Source organism: Gordonia sp. UBA7599, from assembly GCA_002477755.1.
Lineage (GTDB): Bacteria > Actinomycetota > Actinomycetes > Mycobacteriales > Mycobacteriaceae > Gordonia.
In genome coordinates this window covers 44,040-61,934 of sequence record DLKD01000014.1, presented here as the reverse complement: position 1 = coordinate 61,934, position 17,895 = coordinate 44,040, and the positions used below count along the sequence as shown (strand labels likewise).

The 17,895-nt window shown below is 70.8% G+C and carries 8 protein-coding genes; 2 read left to right on the top strand and 6 right to left on the bottom strand.

The window, feature by feature from the left end; translation table 11 throughout:
* Positions 1-47: 47 nt before the first annotated feature.
* Complete coding sequence (locus B4L26_RS01595) at positions 48-1,157, top strand: YncE family protein (protein WP_290715017.1); 1,110 nt, start codon at positions 48-50, stop codon at positions 1,155-1,157.
* Positions 1,158-1,166: 9 nt separating this feature from the next.
* Entirely contained in the window at positions 1,167-2,462 is a 1,296-nt protein-coding gene (locus B4L26_RS01590) for a SagB family peptide dehydrogenase (RefSeq protein WP_290715015.1), read from the top strand.
* Here the strand turns inward: B4L26_RS01590 and B4L26_RS01585 are convergent.
* From B4L26_RS01585 to B4L26_RS01560, 6 genes are read right to left on the bottom strand one after another with little or no spacing between them, the layout of a single operon-like run.
* Positions 2,421-7,190, bottom strand: coding sequence for a non-ribosomal peptide synthetase (locus B4L26_RS01585; protein WP_290715013.1), 4,770 nt, complete (start codon positions 7,188-7,190; stop codon positions 2,421-2,423). The genes B4L26_RS01590 and B4L26_RS01585 overlap by 42 nt on opposite strands.
* The gene (locus B4L26_RS01580; RefSeq protein WP_290715012.1) at positions 7,190-9,058 is read right to left on the bottom strand and encodes a condensation domain-containing protein; all 1,869 of its coding nucleotides are present in this window, start codon (positions 9,056-9,058) and stop codon (positions 7,190-7,192) included. Before B4L26_RS01580 ends, B4L26_RS01585 begins: the two co-directional genes overlap by 1 nt.
* Complete coding sequence (locus B4L26_RS01575; protein WP_290715010.1) at positions 8,976-12,605, bottom strand: amino acid adenylation domain-containing protein; 3,630 nt, start codon at positions 12,603-12,605, stop codon at positions 8,976-8,978. Before B4L26_RS01575 ends, B4L26_RS01580 begins: the two co-directional genes overlap by 83 nt.
* A complete protein-coding gene (locus B4L26_RS01570) occupies positions 12,598-15,747 on the bottom strand; it encodes an SDR family NAD(P)-dependent oxidoreductase (RefSeq protein WP_290715008.1) in 3,150 nt (1,049 codons plus the stop codon). Before B4L26_RS01570 ends, B4L26_RS01575 begins: the two co-directional genes overlap by 8 nt.
* The gene (locus B4L26_RS01565; protein WP_290715006.1) at positions 15,740-17,113 is read right to left on the bottom strand and encodes a polyketide synthase; all 1,374 of its coding nucleotides are present in this window, start codon (positions 17,111-17,113) and stop codon (positions 15,740-15,742) included. The genes B4L26_RS01570 and B4L26_RS01565 overlap by 8 nt, the downstream gene beginning before the upstream one ends.
* A complete protein-coding gene (locus B4L26_RS01560; protein WP_290715004.1) occupies positions 17,110-17,874 on the bottom strand; it encodes a thioesterase II family protein in 765 nt (254 codons plus the stop codon). The genes B4L26_RS01565 and B4L26_RS01560 overlap by 4 nt, the downstream gene beginning before the upstream one ends.
* Between the last annotated feature and the right edge of the window lie 21 nt (positions 17,875-17,895).

Sequence of the window (17,895 nt, the reverse complement as noted above, 5' to 3'; positions counted from 1 at the left end):
CCGCACCCCGTACGACCGGCGGATATCCCGTGGGTTAGGCTTGCCTTATGAACCTGACTCCCCTGGGCTGGACGCGCGCCGCGAGCGCCGCCGCCGCTCTCGTCGTGTCTGCTGCCATCGCCGTCCCCGGAACCGCTTCGGCGGCACCGTCCTACACCGTCACCGCGGTTCCCGCCGGTGTGTCCAGCGGCGGTGAACTCGCCCTCGATGCGGGCCGCAAACAGCTGTTCATCGCCGACAACAACGACTCGCTGCGCACCACCGGTAAGGACTTCATCCCGTCGCCCGACCCGGTGCGCCCGAAGGTCGAAGTGTTCAGCACCGTCACCAAGACCCCGGTCCGCAGCATCGACCTTTCCAACCAGCCGGGCGGCCGGATGATGTTCGGGACCACCGAGGTACTCCCGGTGCAGCAGGTGCCCGACGGCCTGGCCATCGATCCCAAGCGCAGCCGCGTCCTGGTCACCAACGCCCACGCCAGCGGCATCACCGTGTTCAGCATGGACGCCAAGGCCGTGAGCCCGCGCAACCTGATCGCACTGCCCACGTCGCACCCGATGGGCGCGGTCGCCGACCCGGCCACCGGCAAGTTCTACGTCGGCCTCAACGGAACCAACAAGGTCGCGATCGTGTCGTCGGGCGGGCGTCTCGTCGGTGAGATCCCCAACCTTTACAAGGCGTCCTTCCCCGACATCGACGCCTCGCGCAACCGTCTCTACGTCGGCAACGCCGATTACGACGCGAAGAAGAACAACTTTGTCGCTGTCATCGACCTACGCACCAACCGCGTAATCAAGAAGATCGCCACCCCGTCGAATTCGCGCGCGAAGGTCGACCCCACGACCGGCCGCATCTGGGCCAACAGCTTCGACACCGGCAAGATCTCGATCATCGACCCGGTGTCGCTGCGGATCGTGAAGACTATCGATACCAAGACATCGCCGTCGAAGCTGGCGATCGACGCCAAGCGCCGCCTGGTCTACTCGGCCAACCTGCAACGCAAGACGATCACCGTCTACAACGCCGACTCGGGCGCGATCCTGACCACGGTTCCGACGGGCGTGGCGATCCACACCATCGCCGTCGACCAGGCCACCGGCATCGTCTACGGCACGCAGCACATCGGCAAGAACCTGACGATCCTCACGCCCCGGTAGCCCCGGATCGTGGCGACGCTCACCTACACCCTCGCACCGGGGGTGAAGTGCCTGCTGGCCGGCGCGGACACCGCGGTCATCCTGCCCAGCAAGACCCGGCTCGAGGGCCTGTCGCCCAAACCGATGGCGGCGCTGCGAGCGCTCAACGCCGGGCCGATCCGCTTCTCCGCCGACCCGCCCGCCGACGTGGCCGCGGTGCTGGCGCATCTGCTGGGCGCGGGTGCGGTGACCCTGGCGATCGATGAGGCGTACACGCTGCGGCCGTTCCGCGCCGCACCGTCACCGCGACCGACCGTCGGCGTCGCCACAGCGCACCTGTCCAAGTTCAGCGTGCTGCGACAGGTCGACGGCGCTGCGGTGCTGGAATCGCCCCGAGCCTGGTGCGACGTCGAGATCACCGACCCCGCACTCCTCGCGCCGCTGCTCGGCTTGAGCGACAACGCGCCGGCCCAGTTCTGGACCGACCTGGTGTGGACCGGGCACGCCGTCGTCGACGACGAGAACACCGAGTTCGCCACCGCAGCCTGGGGTCCGCATGAGCTGTGGTTCCACCGGCGCAGCACCGTCGGCGACCGCACGACCAGTTGGGCGCACTTCGGCCCGACGCGCTGGGCCGACGGCCGCTTTGACCCGGTGCCCGAGGCGCCGGCGCCCTACCCGGGCGAGGCCGTCGCCCTGCGCACCCCCGACCTCGACGCCCTGCGGACCGGCGACATGTCATTGACCGCCGCGGTCGAGGACCGACGTTCGGTGCGAGAGTTCGACGACGACCATCCGCCGACGCTGGCCGCGCTCGGCGAACTGCTCTACCGCAGCGCGCGAACCCGCGCATCGGTGCGCGAGGGCCTGCCGAGCAAGCCCTATCCGTCGGGCGGTTCGCTGTACGAACTCGAGGTGTACCCGATCGTGCGCGTGGCCGAGGGCGTCGCCCCGGGGATGTACCACTACGACTCCGCCGCCCACACCCTGGAACCGGTGGCCGACATCGACGACCCCGCGGTGCAGCGACTCTTGGAACCGGCGGCACTGACCCTGGCCGACGGCAAGCAGCCGCAGGTGCTGTTCGTGCTGGCCGCCCGTGTCGGGCGGATGATGTGGACCTACGAGCAGATGCCGTACGCGGTGATCCTCAAGCACGCCGGGATCCTCACTCAGTCGCTGTACCTGATCGCCACCGCGATGGGCCTGGGCGGCGTCGCCCAGGGCTACGGCGACACTGCGGCCTTCGCCGCCGCCACCGGACGCGACGAACTCGACGAGTGCCTAGTCGGCAGCTTCGTCGTCGGCACCCCAGCCGCGGACTAGCTCCGTCACGACGGCGAGCCACAAGTCGGCCAGTTCGCGGGCCTGCGCCGCGTCGAGCAGGTCAGACCCGTACCGCCAGTTGGTGACCAGCTGCGGACCGTCGGCGGTCGCCCGCACCACCGACACGACGTCGAGTGTGTAGCGCAGCGGCAGGTCGGGCTCGGGGTCGATCGGCAGGTGCTCGTTGAGTGCGAGATCGGTGACCGGTGCCCACGCAGGGTCACCGGCGTCGAATCCGCCGCCGGGCACGCCCAGGTCGAAGCGGCCCAGGTAATTGAACTCGACCTGCGGTTCCTCGGCGGCGCGAAGCACCTCGTCGGACGCCGTGTACTTGAGCAGACCGAAATCCATGCCGGTGTTCGGGATAGCGGCGACACGATCGGCAACGGCGTCGATCACCTCGACCGCCAGCGACGGCTGCGCGCGCAACCGGTCCAGATCGACCCAGTCGTCCCCCGCGCCGAGACGCACCGGGAAGACGGTCGTGAACCAGCCCAGAGTGCGGGCGGTATCGACCAGCGAATCGTCGGAACCGAGGACGTGGTCCTCGCGGCCATGGCCCTCCAGTGCGATGAAGGCACCGCCGGTCGGGTCATCGCCGCGCCGAGTGCGCCACGAGGTCAGCGTGACCGTCAGCGCCGCGAGGAGGAACTCCCGCATGCCGATGCGACGGTCGATGCGCGCCAAGACCGCGGCGGTGACGTCCTGCTCGGTCAGCGCGATCTCCGACGCCAGCGAAGCCCAGGTGTCGCTGGTCGGGTCGGGCTTGCGCGATCCGAAGGCGGGGTCGATCCCGGCGACGACGTCGCGCCAGTAGTCGCGCTGTGCGTCGACGTCGGTGCTGTTCGCGCGCTCGGTGAGCAGGCGGCACCAGCGCCGGTAGTCGGTGAACTCGGGTGTCACGTCGGGGGTGGCGCCGCCGGCGATAGCGAGTCCGGCCTCGAAGAGGTCGGTGAACAGCACCTGCCAGCTCACCGCGTCGGTGGCGATGTGGTGGATGGCGAGCAAGACGATGTCGGTGGCCTCGCCGGCACGCAACCGGGTCGCGGCGAGCATCGCGCCCGTGTCCGGGTCGATCCGGTCGTTGGCGGCCCGCGCGGCGGGGGTGATCAGCGCCGCCAAGTCCGGGCCCGACGCCGCGGCGAGCACCGTATGCGCGTCCACCGCACCCGGTGCGCGGGTGACGACCGAACCGTCGACGACGGTAGCGCGCAACATGTCGTGGGCATCGATGACGGCCTGCAGCACCGACACCAACTCCTCGTCGGAAACGGTGGCAGGCAGGGCGAGCAGAGCGGTCTGCGTGAACCGGCGGTAGTTGCCGTACTCGTACATCCACTCGACGACGGGCAGCGGGTCGACGGTCCCGTACTCGCGGGCGGCGACGACCGCCTCGATCGCGGCCGCTCGGTCGACGGCGGCAGCGGCATCACGAATAGTGCTGTGCGCCAGTATGTCTCGTGCCGCAATCCGGTGCCCCTGGTTTCGCAGGGCGTTGACGACGGCCATCGCGACGATGCTGTCGAGGCCGTAATCGAAGAGGTCGTCGGTGACGCCGGGCGCCGTGCCGAGCATGTCGGCGATCGCGGCGGCCACGGCGTGCTCGGTGTCGGTCGCGGGCTTCTCACCGTCGACGTGGTCGGCGAAGGCAGCGGCCGCGGAATCGGCCAGCGCCTTGGCGTCGAGTTTGCCGTTGCTCATCATGGGCAGGGCCGGCAGGCACACGATCCGTGCGGGCACCATGTGCGCGGGGACCTGTCGGCCCAATGCGCGGCGGACCGTCGCAGCGTCGAGTTCGGGCCCCTCGGCACCGACGACGAAGCCGACAAGAGCCGCCCCGGTGGGCCGCGGCGTGGCAAGCACTGCGGCGGTGCGCACGCCCGGTACACGGCGCAGTCCGGCCTCCACCTCGCCCAGTTCGATGCGGTAGCCACGGATTTTCACCTGGTCGTCGCTGCGGCCGACGAATTCGAGGTTGCCCTCGCCGCTCCACCGCACGAGGTCTCCGGTGCGGTACATGCGCTGCCCCGGTCGTGCGGGGTCGGCGACGAATCGCGTAGCGGTCTGACCGGGCCGTCCGAGATAGCCGCGGGTCAGCTGCGCGCCGCTCAGATACAGCTCGCCGACGACGCCGACGGGGGTGGGGAGCAACCGCGAGTCGAGCACGGCGGCGCGCATCCGCCGCGTCGCGCGGCCGATGGTCGGGGTCGCGGTGTCGGCCACGCGGGCGACGGCGGCCTCGACCGTCGTCTCGGTGGGTCCGTAACAGTTGTGGACCTCGGTGGTCTCCAGCGAACCCAGCTGTGCCCACAGCTGGGGGCCGATCGCCTCGCCGCCCAGGGCCAGCACGCTCACCCCCTGCGAGCCCGCACCGACCAGTCCGGCCGCGGCGAGCTGCGCGAACATCGACGGGGTGGTGTCGATCATGTCGATCTGAGCGTCGCGCAACCCGGCGACGAGTCGGCTCGCGTCGCGCATCTGGTCGTCGGAGAACAGGTGCAGTTCGTGCCCGTCGAGCAACGCCGCGAGCGGTTGCCAGGAGGCGTCGAAACTGAACGTCCACGCGTGCGCGACCCGCAGCGGACGGCCCAGTCGAGCTTGCGCGGGGGCGAGCATGCGGTCGCGGTGATCGGCGGCGTAGCTGGCGACGGCGCCGTGCGTGCCGACGACGCCCTTGGGCTCGCCGGTGGAACCGGAGGTGAAGATGACGTAGGCGGCGCTCTCGGATTGCAGCGCTGGTGTCGGCGCCGTGGCGGGCTGCTCGGCTAGACGCGACACCACGTCAGGATCGTCGACGACGAGGCAGGTGCGGTCGGCGAAGCGCTCGGCGTCGGCAGCGGTCGTCAGGACGACAGCGGTGTCGGTCGTCGACAGCAGGAACTCGATCCGATTGGGAGGCAGCGCGAGGTCGACGGGCACGTAAGCGGCGCCGGCCAGATGCGCCGCGAGGATCGCGACGACCGAGCGGCCCGACCGTGGCAATGCGACGGCGACCACCGCCTCCGCGGGGGTGGATTCAGGGCCCACTCGGGGTGGATTCAGGGCCCAGTCGGGGTGGAATTGGGGCCCAGTCGGCGGGGTTTCGGGGCCCACTCGGCGGGGTTTTGGGGCCCACTCGGCGGAAAGGAGGTGGGCCAGACGGGCGGCGTCGGCGAGGAGTTCGCCGTAGGTCCACGTGCCGTCATCGGCGACCAGGGCGGTCGCGTTCGGATTGCGCTCGACCACCGCGGCGAAAGCCTCGATGATGGTCTCGGCAGGGACGGTGTCGAGCGCGCCAGTATCCGCCGACTGGGCCCCAATATCCGCCGAGTGGGTCGCCGCACCTCGCCGAGTGGGCCCGGAATCCGCCCCGACTGGGCCCGGAATCCACCCCGACTGGGTCGTCCGGGGCATGCCACCGATGAGGGCGTGCTCTTCCGGAAGCAGGACGTCCAGGGAGTCCGGTTCATCGGCGTCGGGCAGTTGGCGACAGACCTGCAGAACTCGGCGCGCGACGTCGGCGGCCACAACGCCACCGAGGGCAGCGGGCTGGGATTCGGTGATGACGACGAGCTCACCGTCGACGAGGTAGGCCACGACAGTCAGCGGGTAATGCGACAGGCTCTCCATCGCCAGCGGCAGGAACCGAGCGCCGTCGGCTGCGGTGACCGGCTGGGTGGCCGCGCCGATCGGCGCGTTCTCGAACACGAACAGCGTGTCGAACAACGGCGAGTGCCCGGTGGCCCGGGCGATGTCGGCCAGGCCCAGGTAGGCGATGTCGCGCTGGCGCGCCGATGCGCGCTGCAGCGCGCGGCAGTGGTCGACGACGCTCGCCGCGCCCTCGGCGTCGAGGTCGACGCGGGCGGGCACGGTGTTGATGAACAGGCCGACCATCTCGTCGACGCCGTCGACACCCTGGGGGCGCCCGGAGACGGTGGTGCCGAACACCACGTCGCGCCGGTCGGTCAGCCGGCCCAGGACCGTCGCCCACGCGAACTCGACGGCGGTGTTGACGGTGAGCCCGTTGCGCCGCGCCCAACCGACGAAGCGCTCGGTCTCAGCCGCCGACAGCGCATGCCGGGTACGGGCGGGCTCCGCGTCGGGAATGACACCCGTGCCCAGCAGCAGCGGCTCGACGTCGGCCAGTTCGCGCGACCACGTCTCGAGCGTGGCGGCCCGGTCCTGGCGACCGAGCCAGGCGATGTAGTTGCGGTAGGGCCGAACCGGGCCGAGCCCTTCGGCGCTGCCGTCGGCGTTGTAGACGGCGAGCAGCTCGCCGAAGAACAGCGCCAACGACCACCCGTCCATGAGGACGTGATGCACGGTCAGCAGCAACCGGTAGCGACCGTCGGGCAGCTCCGCGAGCACGGCGCGCAGCAACGGGCCGCGGCGCAGGTCGAACCGCTTGAGCCGCTCGTCGACGACGAGCCGATCGAACTCGGCACCATCGACACGGACACTGCGCCAGGGCAGCACGACCGACGCCGGGACGATCTGCACCGGATGTGGCACGCCGGTGTCCCACAGCGAGACCCGCAGGTTGGGGTGACGATCCAACATCGTCTGAAGGCTCACGCGCAGGACGCTCTCGCGCACCGGCCCGGTGATCTCGGTGACGAACTGCATGCTGTAGAGGTCCAGGCCGTCGACGCCGGCCACCTCGGCAAGGGAGAACAAGCCCTCCTGCAGCGGCGACAACGCCAGGACGTCGACGACCTCGGGGGCCGCGCTTTGAGTCTCGGTGGTCACTACTGCTGTGCCTTCCACGCCGCACTCACCGAGGCGAGCAGGTCGTCGGGCAGGCCCGACGCCGACATCGCGGCGGGCTCGTCGGCAACTGTGTCACCGGCTTCCTTTGCGGCCTGCTCCGCCACCGCGGCATCCAGCAATGCTTGCCCCTCGCCGGCGTCGACCGACTCAGCGAGCTCGACGATCGAGTAGAAGTCGAACACCTGCTGCGGGCTCATCACCAGTCCGGCCTCCGCGGCCTTGGCCGCCCACTGCAGGGAGATGACGCTGTCACCGCCGACGGCGAAGAAGTTGTCCTCGCGGCCGATCCCGGCCACTCCCAGGAGCTCTTCGAGCAACGCGATGAGCGTGGTCTCGGTGGGCGTCTGGCCTGGTCCGCCAAGCGTGTCGAGCACCATCACCGGGGCGGGGGCCGCACTGGTGTGGTTGTCGACGACGAAGGACTCCGGTGCAAGGGCGCGCAAGGTCTCGGCCAGCGCCGGGCCGGCGCCCGGTCCACTCAACACCCAGCTGCGCACCGACGGTGCATCGGTGAGCCCCGAGTGCGGCAGCGCCGCCAACGTCGACGGTGCGGCGACGATACGACGCGGAGCGCGATCGCCGATCAGCTGTGCCAGGGCCACCGGATCATCGCCGTGGTCGACGACGGTGAGCGTGGCGCCCAGCGCGACCGGCGCATCGGCAGCCGCGTCGGGGACGGTGGCCGCCTCGGTGATGACGTCGACCAACACGCCGGCGATCGCGACGGCCGTCTCCTCGTCGTAGAGGTCGGCGCTGGCCACCAGACGACCGTCGAGTCCGCCGTCGGCGGTGACCGCGACGATGACGTTGAGGTCGAGGAACGACGTGGTCATGGCCATCGGGAGCAGTGTCAGCGTCGCCTCGTCGTCGAGGGCGCGGCCGTCGGAGTTCTCATCGCGCTCGCGGAAGTGGAGCATCACCTGGAACAACGGGTTGCGTGCACGAGTCCGGCGCGGATTGACCGCCTCCACGACGCGCTCCAGCGGTACATCGGCGTGGGCGAATGCCTCCAGCACCGCGTTGCGGGTGCGCTGCAGGGCCTGCCCGACGGTCAGCGGACCACCGGTGAGATCGGTGCGGATCGCCACCATGTTGGCGAGCAGACCGACGAGTCCTTGAGTGCCCGGATCGGTGCGCCCGAGCGATGGTGTGCCGACGACGATGTCGTCGCCCGCGCCGAGCCGGTGAAGAGCGACGGTCAGCGCGCCGCTCAGCGCCATGAACTCGGTGACGCCCAACCGGTTGCCGACGGCGCGCAATTGCGCGCGCACGGCCGGGCTGATCGCGAAGTCGGCGACGACGCCGTCCTGCGACAGCGCGGTGGGCCGCGGACGGTCGGGCGCGACGAGGATCTCGTCGGGCACGTCCGCGAGCTGGGTGCGCCACTGGTCGATCTCGGCGCTGCCGAACTGCGCGGCGGGACTGCCGTCGGCGGTGAACACCTCGTGCTGCCAGCGCGCAAAATCGGTGTAGCGCAACGGGATCGGTGCGAGGGCCGGGTCGGTGCCGATACTCCGCGCCCGGTAGGCCGCGACCAGATCGTTCAGCACGATGGCGACCGAACCGTGGTCGATCACCATGTGGTGGAACACCAGCGAGAGCCGGTGCTGCTCGTCGGACAGTCGGATCAGCGTCGCCGCCACGAGCGGTCCCGTTTCGATGTCGAAGACGTGGGCAGCGGCATCGCGCGCCGCGGCCTGCGCGGCCGTCTCCGGATCCCGCGACGTCGAGACGTCGACCTGCAGCAGGCCGATCTCGGCCTGATCAGCGATGACCTGCACGGGCGCACCGTTGCGCTCGGTGAAGGTGGTCCGCAGGCTCTCGTGGTGATTCGCGACGTCGCTCAACCGCCGACAGTGCGGCGGTTTCGATCGGCCCGTCGATGGCGGCCAGCAGGATGACGTTGCCGTGCGCGCCCGACCCGGCGAAGCGATCGGCGAACCACATCGCCAATTGCGAGAACGACAGCGGCGCGTCACCGGTCGACGCGCTCGGCTCCAAGACGGGCCGGACCGGACCGGCGGGAATGGTGGCGGCTGCGAGGGCCTCACCACCGAAGTCAATGTCACCCAACGCTGCACCACCGAAGTCGACGTCGCCCAGTGCCTCGCCGCCGAAGTCCACGTCGGCACCGAAGTCCACGTCGGCACCGAAGTCCACACCGGCACCGGCGGGCGTGCCCGCCTCGTCCAAGTCGACGCCGACTTCATCGCGCACAAGTGCGACCAGCGCGCCGGCTAGGCCCTCGACGGTCTGATGGTCGAACGGCAGCTTCACGTCGACGCTGATGCCGAACTCGGCCGTCAACGCCGTCACCAGCCGTGCGGCGAGCAGCGAGTGACCACCCAGGTCGAAGAAGGAGTCGTCGGCGGCGACACCGTCGCGGCTGAACAGCTCACCGAAGATCGCGGCGACGCGGTGCTCGGTGGGCGTCTGCGGTGCCCGGCCAGCACCTTTGGCCCGGTCGGCACCTGGGCGTGGGAGGGCGTCGCGGTCCAGCTTGCCGTGGACGGTCTGCGGGACCTCGTCGATCGCGATCACCGCGTCGGGAACCATGTAGGCGGGCAGGACCGCGCCGATGTGGTCGCGCACCGCGTCGACGTCGAGACCGGCGCCGGGCGCGGCGATGGCGTAGGCCAACAGGCGGGTGCCCGCGGCGGACTCGTCGGCGATGACGAGCGCATGCGCGACGTCGGGGTGGGTCGCGGCGGCCGCCGCGATCTCGCCGAGCTCGATGCGGAAGCCGCGGACCTTGACCTGCTCGTCGGCGCGACCGACGAATTCCAGCGCACCGTCTGCACGACGCCGCGCCAGATCACCGGTGCGGTACAGCCGCTGCCCGGGTGCGTACGGATCGGCGATGAACCGCTGCGCGGTCAGCGCGGGTCGGCGCAGGTAGCCGCGGGCCAGCTGCGGACCGCCGAGGTAGATCTCCCCGACGACGCCGTCCGGCACGACGGCTAGCGCCGGGTCCAACAGGTACGCCGACACGTTGCCGTTGGGGGCGCCGATCGGCACCACCGGGACGTCCTGGGCGCGGTCCACCGGGAAGTGCGTGGCGGCGACGACGGCCTCGGTGGGGCCGTAGTTGTTGCTCAGCGCCGCACTGAAGTTGGTCAGGAAGGCATTCGCGACGTCGGCGACGAGCGCCTCACCGCCGACTGGCACCGAGCGCAGCGTCGTCCACTGCTTGACCTCGGGGATGCTCAGCAGCGTCGTCAGCATGCTGGGCACCATGTGCATGACGGTCACCTGCTTGGCGACCAGCAGGTCGGCCAGATACGGGATATCGGCCAGGGCCTTCGGCTTGGGCAGCACGACGGTGGCACCGACGCACAGGCTGTGGAACAGCTCGAACACCGACGCGTCGAAGCTCACCGACGAGGTGAGAACGAGCCGGTCCTCCGCGTCGGCGATGCCCAGTTCGCGTGCCGAGAGCAGGTGGTCGGCGATCGCGCCGTGCGGCACGGCGACGCCCTTGGGCACGCCCGTCGAGCCGGACGTGTAGATGACGTAGGCCAGGTCGGCCGGGCGCAGCGGGGCACGGCGCTGCGCGTCGGTGAGGTTCTCAGCAGGCCGGTCTACCGAGGCTGCGATCGCTGCGGCGATCCCGTCGGCGTCGAGGACCAGCCGCGGTGCCGCGTCCTCGAGCAGGAACTCGGTGCGGGAGTCGGGGTAGTCGGGGTCGATCGGCAGGTAGGCGGCACCGGCCTTGAGGACGGCGATGGCGGCGACAACGAAATCGATCGATGCACCGGTCCGCAGGCCCACGAGATCGCCGGGGCCGACGCCCTGGTCGACGAGGTGGACGGCCAGGCGGTTGGCGGTCGCGTTGAGCTCGCGGTAGCTGACCTCGCGCTCGTCGTCGATGAGGGCGACACGGTCGCCGCGCCAGTACACCGCCGATTCGATCATCGCGGTGAGCGTCGATTCGGCGACGTCGTGCGCCGGCCCGCGCGAGGCGGCGAGCGCGTCGTCGAGGGCGGTCGGGTCGAGCAACGGGGCGCGGCGGATCTCGGTGGCCGGCTCGGCGGTGATTGCCGCCAAGAAGGCGATAGCACTGTCGAGCAGTCCGCCCGCGGTCGCCTCGTCGAGCATCGCCGTGTCGTACTCGAGTTCCAGCGCCAACGGCCCACCGCCGAGGTCGCCGACGATGCTGAACTCCAGCGGCAGCTGACCGGCTGCGGCGCCGAGTTCATCGAGCGGCTCCCATTCCAGACCGTCAATCTGCGGTCCGCGCACTTCACCGCGGACGCTCAGGCTCGACGACACGAGGGTGTCCAGGCCGCCCCGCGGGCCGCCGTCGCGGCGGCTGATCGCCGCGACGACCTGGTCGATCGGCGCCGACTGGTGAGCCAGGGCCTCCGACAGTTCCGCACCTGCGCGGGTGACGAGCTCGGCGAAGGAGTCGGTGGGTGCGACGGTGGCGCGCACCAGCAGCGAGTTGCCGAAGTAGCCGATAAGGTCCTCCGCGCCAGCGGGGCGCGCGGTGACCGGCACGGCGACGAGGAAGTCGTTCGCACCGGTGATGCGGTGCAGGTAGGCCCACGTTGCTGCGAGGTAGGCGGCGAACGGCGTGGCGGCCTGCGTGCTGGCGGCCGAGGCCACGGCGGCAGCGACGCCGACGGGGATCTCGCGCATGACGCGGTCACTGCGTCGGCGGTCGGATCCGGTCGTCTCGGCGCCGGGCAGGATGGGCAGGTCCGGCAACGGGGACAGGTGCTCGCGCCAGTAGGCGACGTCGGCGTCGATCGCCGTCTCGACCGCCGGTGCGACATCGGCGTACTGCACCCCCAGCGGTGCCAGGTCGGCGCCTCGGTAGGCCGCGGCGACGTCGGCGAAAAGCACCGGCCACGACGCGTCGTCGACGCAGATGTGGTGGGCCGCCAGCAATAGGACGTGCTCGCGCGCGCCGGTACGGATCAGCGTGAGGCGGATCGGCACGTCGGCGGTGAGGTCGAAGGGGGTGGAGAACTCACGCCGCGCCAGGACCGCCAGTCGGCGCTGACGGGCCCGCTCGTCCAGATCGGTCAGGTCGTGAGTCGTCCACGGCAGGCTGACGCCGGCGCGGTGGCGCATGACCGGCTCGCCGTCGGGACCGAGCTCGTAAGTGGCGCGCAGTGTCTCGTGGCGAGCCAGGACCGCTTCGAAAGCATGGTGCAGCTTCTCTTCGTCGAGGTCGCCGGTCACCCGCAGCGCAACCGGCACGGTGAGCGAGGTGTCGGCTGGGTCGCGGTAGGAGACGAACCACAGTCGGCGCTGCGCGACGGCCAGCGGCGTGGTGTCACCGTCGGAGCGGACCGGCGCCTCGACGGTCTCCACGGTCGCCGCCAGGCCCTGCTCGGCCAGCCGCTGCCGCAGCAGTTCGCGCTTGCGCGCCATGGCGTCAGACATTCTCCATCAACTCCACAACTTCATGCAGGCTCGCGCCGCCGAGGATCGCCTCGACGGGCAGTTCTTGGTTCAGCGACGTCTTGACGCGCTTGCGGAAATCCAGGGCCTGCAACGAATCCAGGCCCAGCGCGACCAACGGCAGGTGCGGATCGAGTTCGGCCGCGTCGGCGCGGCCCAGCCCCATCGCGGCGGCCAGTTCGGCGCTCAGCTCCCCGATCAAGGGACCGCCCGACGCCGCACCGGGTGTCGCCGATGGCTGGTCGGAGGGTTCGGCCTCGGCGGGCGCCTCTGGTTCGATCGCCGCCGGTTCGACGGCGGTGGCCTGAGTCGGCGCTTCGACCACGGGCCCGTCGTCGATTTCATCATCGGCGTCGGGGACCTCGCGCAGGAGGCGGTCAGCACCCACCACCGACAGCATGGTCCGCAGCTGGGCCCAATCGGCACCGGCGACGACGGCATCCTCGGACAGGTCAGCCAGGCCGACCGTGATCGCGGTGGCCACCGGCATGGGCCGTGCACCGGCGTCGGCGGCCTGCTCGGCACCACCCTCGTACACGGGTCCCTGCACCTGCCACAGCCCCCACCCGATCGCCGCGGCGGAAACCGACTGCTCGCGCAACCGGGCCGCAGCCAGTTCCAGCGCCCGGTTCGTCGCGGCGTACACCGCCTGGTTGCGGCCGCCGATGGTGGCGGCGATCGACGAGAACGCCACCACCTGCTCCGGCGGTGCGGGCAGGACGGACAGCACGTTGGTCAGCCCGTCGACTTTCGCGGCGCGGGCGCTCGCCAGGTCGGCGGCGGTGATCTCGTCGGCGGACGAGCCGACGTAGGTGAAGGCGGTGTGGATGAGCAGACTCGGACCGTCGGCCCACTCGCACACGGCGGCGGCCACCGACCCCGGATCGGTGAGGTCGGCGACGAGCGCCTCGACGTCGGTGCCCGTGCGTCGCAGTGCGTCAAGTCGGGCCGCGACGGCCGGATCGGCGGCACCCGACCGGCTCAGCAGGCTGATGCGCGACGCGCCGGCAGCCGCGTAGTGCGCGGCCAGAGCCAAGCCCAAGGTGCCGGTACCGCCGGTGATGACGACGTGGCGCAGGTCCTGCTCAACAGGCCCCTGTACGGGCGCGGGCACCAACCGCTTCACATACGACTGGCCTGACCGGATCGCGATGTCGGGTTCGGCAGCGACGTGGACCGCGGCCAGGATCTGGTCGCCGCGGCCCTTGCCGACGTTCGGGTCCAGATCGACGTGGCGCACTCGCGTACCGAGGTGCTCCACTGCGACGCACCGCAGCGCGGCAACGACGGTGCCGTTGACGTCGTCGGGCACCGGGTCGGCAGAATTCACCTGCTCGCCGCCGACGGTCACCACCCAGAACTGCTCCGGCAGCGACTCCAGCCCGCGCCGCCACGCGCCATCGGCCAGGACTGCGGCCAATCGCGCCGCGGCATCGGTCGGGCCGTCACCGGGCGCTTGCCCGCCGACCAGGACGACGGCCGTGTCGATCTGCGCGATCTCCTCGGGAGAGGCATCGTCGACGCGCAGCGCAATCGCCCCGTGCACGGGTGCCAGCGCGCAGATCTCCGCTGCGAGCGCGCCGTGGTCGCCGGTGGGGTCGATCACGCCGATACGACGGGGCGCAAGCAGTTCGCGGCGCTCCATCGGCTGCCACTGCACCTGCAGCCGCCGGATCCCGCGCCGCGCCATCCGCGCACCCCAGGCCGGCACGTTGACCGGGTCGTTCTCACCCGCGGACCGGTCGGCCCACAGGCTGACGCGGCGCCACGCCGTGTTCGGGAAGCCCTCCAGCGGAAGCGGCGACCGCCCACCGTCGTCGACTGCGAGTCGTTCCCACCGGAAACCGTTGTCGACGACCGCCAGCCCTGCGAGGTTCGCCGTGAACTCGGCCAGGTCCTGCGCCTCGCGGCGCGACGTCGGCAGCACCGCGGCCGAGTGGTCGGCGAGGTTCTCTGCCATCGCCAGCGCCAGCGTCGGATGCTCGGCGATCTCGATGAAGTGCGTGGCCCCGGCGTCGGCGGCCCCTTTGACCGCGAGGTCGAATCGGACCCGGTTGCGCAGATTCCAGAACCAGTAGTCGAGCATCGGCATCGTGGAGTCCATGGGCCCGCCGACCGCGGCGCTGTAGCAGGGCACCTCCCCGTCGAAGAGGAACTTCTCACCCAGCAGTGGGCCGACCTGAACGCAGAAAGCGGGGAAGAACTCCGACACGATGCTGGTGTGGGCGGGGTACTCGACGCGGATCTCCTTGGCGAAGATCCCATCGGCGGTGAGCGTCTCGATGATGTCGAGCACCGCGCCGCGCTCACCGGAGATACAAAGGATGTGCGGCGAGTTCACCACCCACAGCTGGGCCCATCCCGAATGCCGGGCGAGAATCTGTTCGCACGTGTCGACGTCGACGCCGAGGACGGCCATCGTGTAGCCGCGCGGGGAATTCTCCTGGACCATTTCCGCGCGGCCCGTGACGATGGTCAACGAGTCGTCGAGGGTCATCACGCCGCTGCGGTAGGCCGCGGCGATCTCGCCCTGGCTGTGCCCGACGGTCATCGCCGGCGACGCACCCGCGTCGTCCCACATGGCGGCCAGTGCCACCATGTGCATGAACAGTCCGGGCTGGATGTAGCGGATGTCGTCGCGGACCGGATCGTCGTCGGCGATCTTGCCGAGGATGTAGTCGCGCGGGGACCGGCCGAACAGGCGCATCGACGCCTCGTGACAGGCGTCGACACTGTCGCGGTACACGCGCGAGTGCCGGTAGGGCATTGCGCCCATGCCGGGGCGCTGGCTGCCCTGGCCGGGAAACACGTAGGCGACGCGGCAGTTCCGGGCCGCTTCGCGACCGACGACCAGAGCCGGGTGTGACGTCCCGTCCGCCAGCGCCTGCAGACCGTCGATGAGGTCCCGGCGGCCGCCGTCGACGTCGGGCGCGCACAGCACGACTGCGCGATGGCGCCGCGCGGGCCGGGTGCGGAACAGGTGGGCGGCCACGTCGCGCGCAGTCACACCGGTGTTCTCCGCGACGTACGCCGCGATGGCACGCGCCTCGAGCACCAACAGCTCGGCGGCGTCCGCGGAGACGAGGACCGGGACCCGGCCGTCGGGGGTGCGGTAGTCAGGCATGGGCCACCTCCGGGCGGTCATCGGCCGGGTGTTCGTTAATAGAGTCGGGCATCTCGAGGATGGCGTGCGCGTTGGTCCCCGAGACGCCGAAGCTCGACACCGCGGCCCAACGCGATCCGCTCCTCGCCGCCCAGGGCACCGCGGACGTCGGCAAGGCCAGGCCTGCGGAATCCCAATCGATCTTGTCGGTGGGATCGTCGCCGTAGCGGGTGGGCGCGATGACTCCGCGTCGCCCGCACTGCAGCACTTTGACCAGGCCGAGGATCCCGGCGGCCGCCTGGGCGTGGCCCATGTTGGACTTCACCGAGCCGACCCACGCCGGCTCGGCCGTACGTGCCGCCCCGTAGGTCTGCGCCAGTGCGGTCAGTTCCAACGGATCACCGAGCGTGCCCGTCCCGTGGCCCTCGATCAAGTCGATGTCGGAGGGGTCGGCGCCACCGACGGCGAGGGTGCGTTCGATGAGGCGCCGCTGCGCCGGCGCGCTGGGCACGACGATCGCCGCTCCGCCGCCGTTGTGGTTCACAGCCGTGCCGCGCAGGCGGGCGTAGATGCGGTGCCCGTGTGCGCGGGCGCGGCTCTCACGCTCCAGCACGACCGCCCCGACGCCTTCGCCCCAAACGGTCCCACTGGCCCCAGCCGAGTACGACCGGCAGCGCCCGTCACGGGCCAGAGCGTTGTTCTTGGCGAACTCGAAGAAGGCGGCCGGCGATCCCATCACGCAGACACCGCCGGCGATCGCCCACTCGCACTCGTCGAGGCGAACCGCGTTGGCCGCCAGGTGCAGCGCGGTCAACGACGAGGCGCACGCGGTGTCGACGGTCATGGCCGGTCCGGTGAGACCCAGCAGGTGGCTGATGCGACCGGAGACCCCGCCGAGCGCGGTCCCGACGACGCGGTGCCCGCTGAACTCGTTGACCGCCGATGCGCGCGGCCCGTACTCGTTGATCGACGCACCGAAGTACACGCCGACCTCGGAGTCGGCGCCACCGGCATCGGGCGAGGCGAGGGCGAACGGGTTGACCCCCGCGTTCTCGATGGCCCGCACCGCGGTACGCAGGGCGACGCGCTGCTGCGGGTCCATCGCGACCGCTTCGCGCGGGCTCAGGCCAAACGAAAGCGGGTCGAACTCGGCCGCGCCGAGCAGGAATCCGCCGGCGTCGGGTACTGCACCCCACCCGTCGAGGGTGTCGAGGGCCAGCAGCTGGTCGACCGGCCAGTCGCGGTCGCGAGGGAAGGGCGCGATGAGGTCGCGGTCCTGCGCAACGGCGGCGAACAGGTCCTCCGGGCTCTCAATGCCTCCCGGAGCTTCCACCGACATACCGACGATGACGATGGGATCTGAATTCTTGGCGTCGATGGGGCTCATCGGTTGCCGTCCAGGTCGCACGTCAACGCGTCGAGCACCGCTTCCGGCTTCTCGTTGAGGTAGAAATGGCTGCCGTCGACGACACTGACCTGGACGTGCTCGGCGTGGCTGCCCCAGTGGTGCAGGTGGTGCGGCTTGATGACCGGGTCGTCGGCCCCGCCGACGACGACGACCGGCGCGCTGATCCGCACGTCAGGCCCGCACGAGTAGGAGTCGAAGGCCCGGTAGTCGCCGCGCAGGACCGGCAGTGCCATCCGCATGACCGCATCGCTGCCCATCACCGAGCCTCCGGTGCCCTCGAGTGCCTGCAGGTTGGCGAGGATCCCCTCGTCGTCGTAGGGGTGCGGCGGCAGGTCGGCGACCTTGCTCGGTGCCGCGGCCGCCGAGGCGACCAGCCGGGCGACGGGCACTCCGGCGGCCTCGGCGCGATGGGCGAACTCGAAGGCGACCGTGGCACCCATGCTGTGGCCGAAGGAGGTGACCGGGCCGGTATAGCCCGCGGCGACGAATTCGTCGAGGGCCTCCTGCGCCAACTCACCCAGCGAGGTCGCCGACGGTTCGCGCATCCGGTCTTGGCGGCCCGGGTACTGCATGATCAGCACGGTGAAGCGCGAGGCGAGCAGCCCCGACAGCGCGCGATAGGACGAGGCCCCCGAGCCGGCGTGCGGAAAGATCACCAGCGGCGGTAGACCTGGCGTGGCGGGCTGGTGGAATTGGCGCAGGGCGCCTGGACGGGTGCGGGTGGCGGTCGGCTGTGTCATGGCAATCAATCCGTTGTTGAG

Bases quoted from the DNA above. Each gene is read 5' to 3' on its own strand.
- B4L26_RS01595 (WP_290715017.1), top strand. From the start codon at position 48: ATGAACCTGACTCCCCTGGGCTGGACGCGCGCCGCGAGCGCCGCCGCC.
- B4L26_RS01575 (WP_290715010.1), bottom strand. From the start codon at position 12,605: ATGTCTGACGCCATGGCGCGCAAGCGCGAACTGCTGCGGCAGCGGCTG.
- B4L26_RS01570 (WP_290715008.1), bottom strand. From the start codon at position 15,747: ATGCCTGACTACCGCACCCCCGACGGCCGGGTCCCGGTCCTCGTCTCC.
- B4L26_RS01565 (WP_290715006.1), bottom strand. From the start codon at position 17,113: ATGAGCCCCATCGACGCCAAGAATTCAGATCCCATCGTCATCGTCGGT.
- B4L26_RS01560 (WP_290715004.1), bottom strand. From the start codon at position 17,874: ATGACACAGCCGACCGCCACCCGCACCCGTCCAGGCGCCCTGCGCCAA.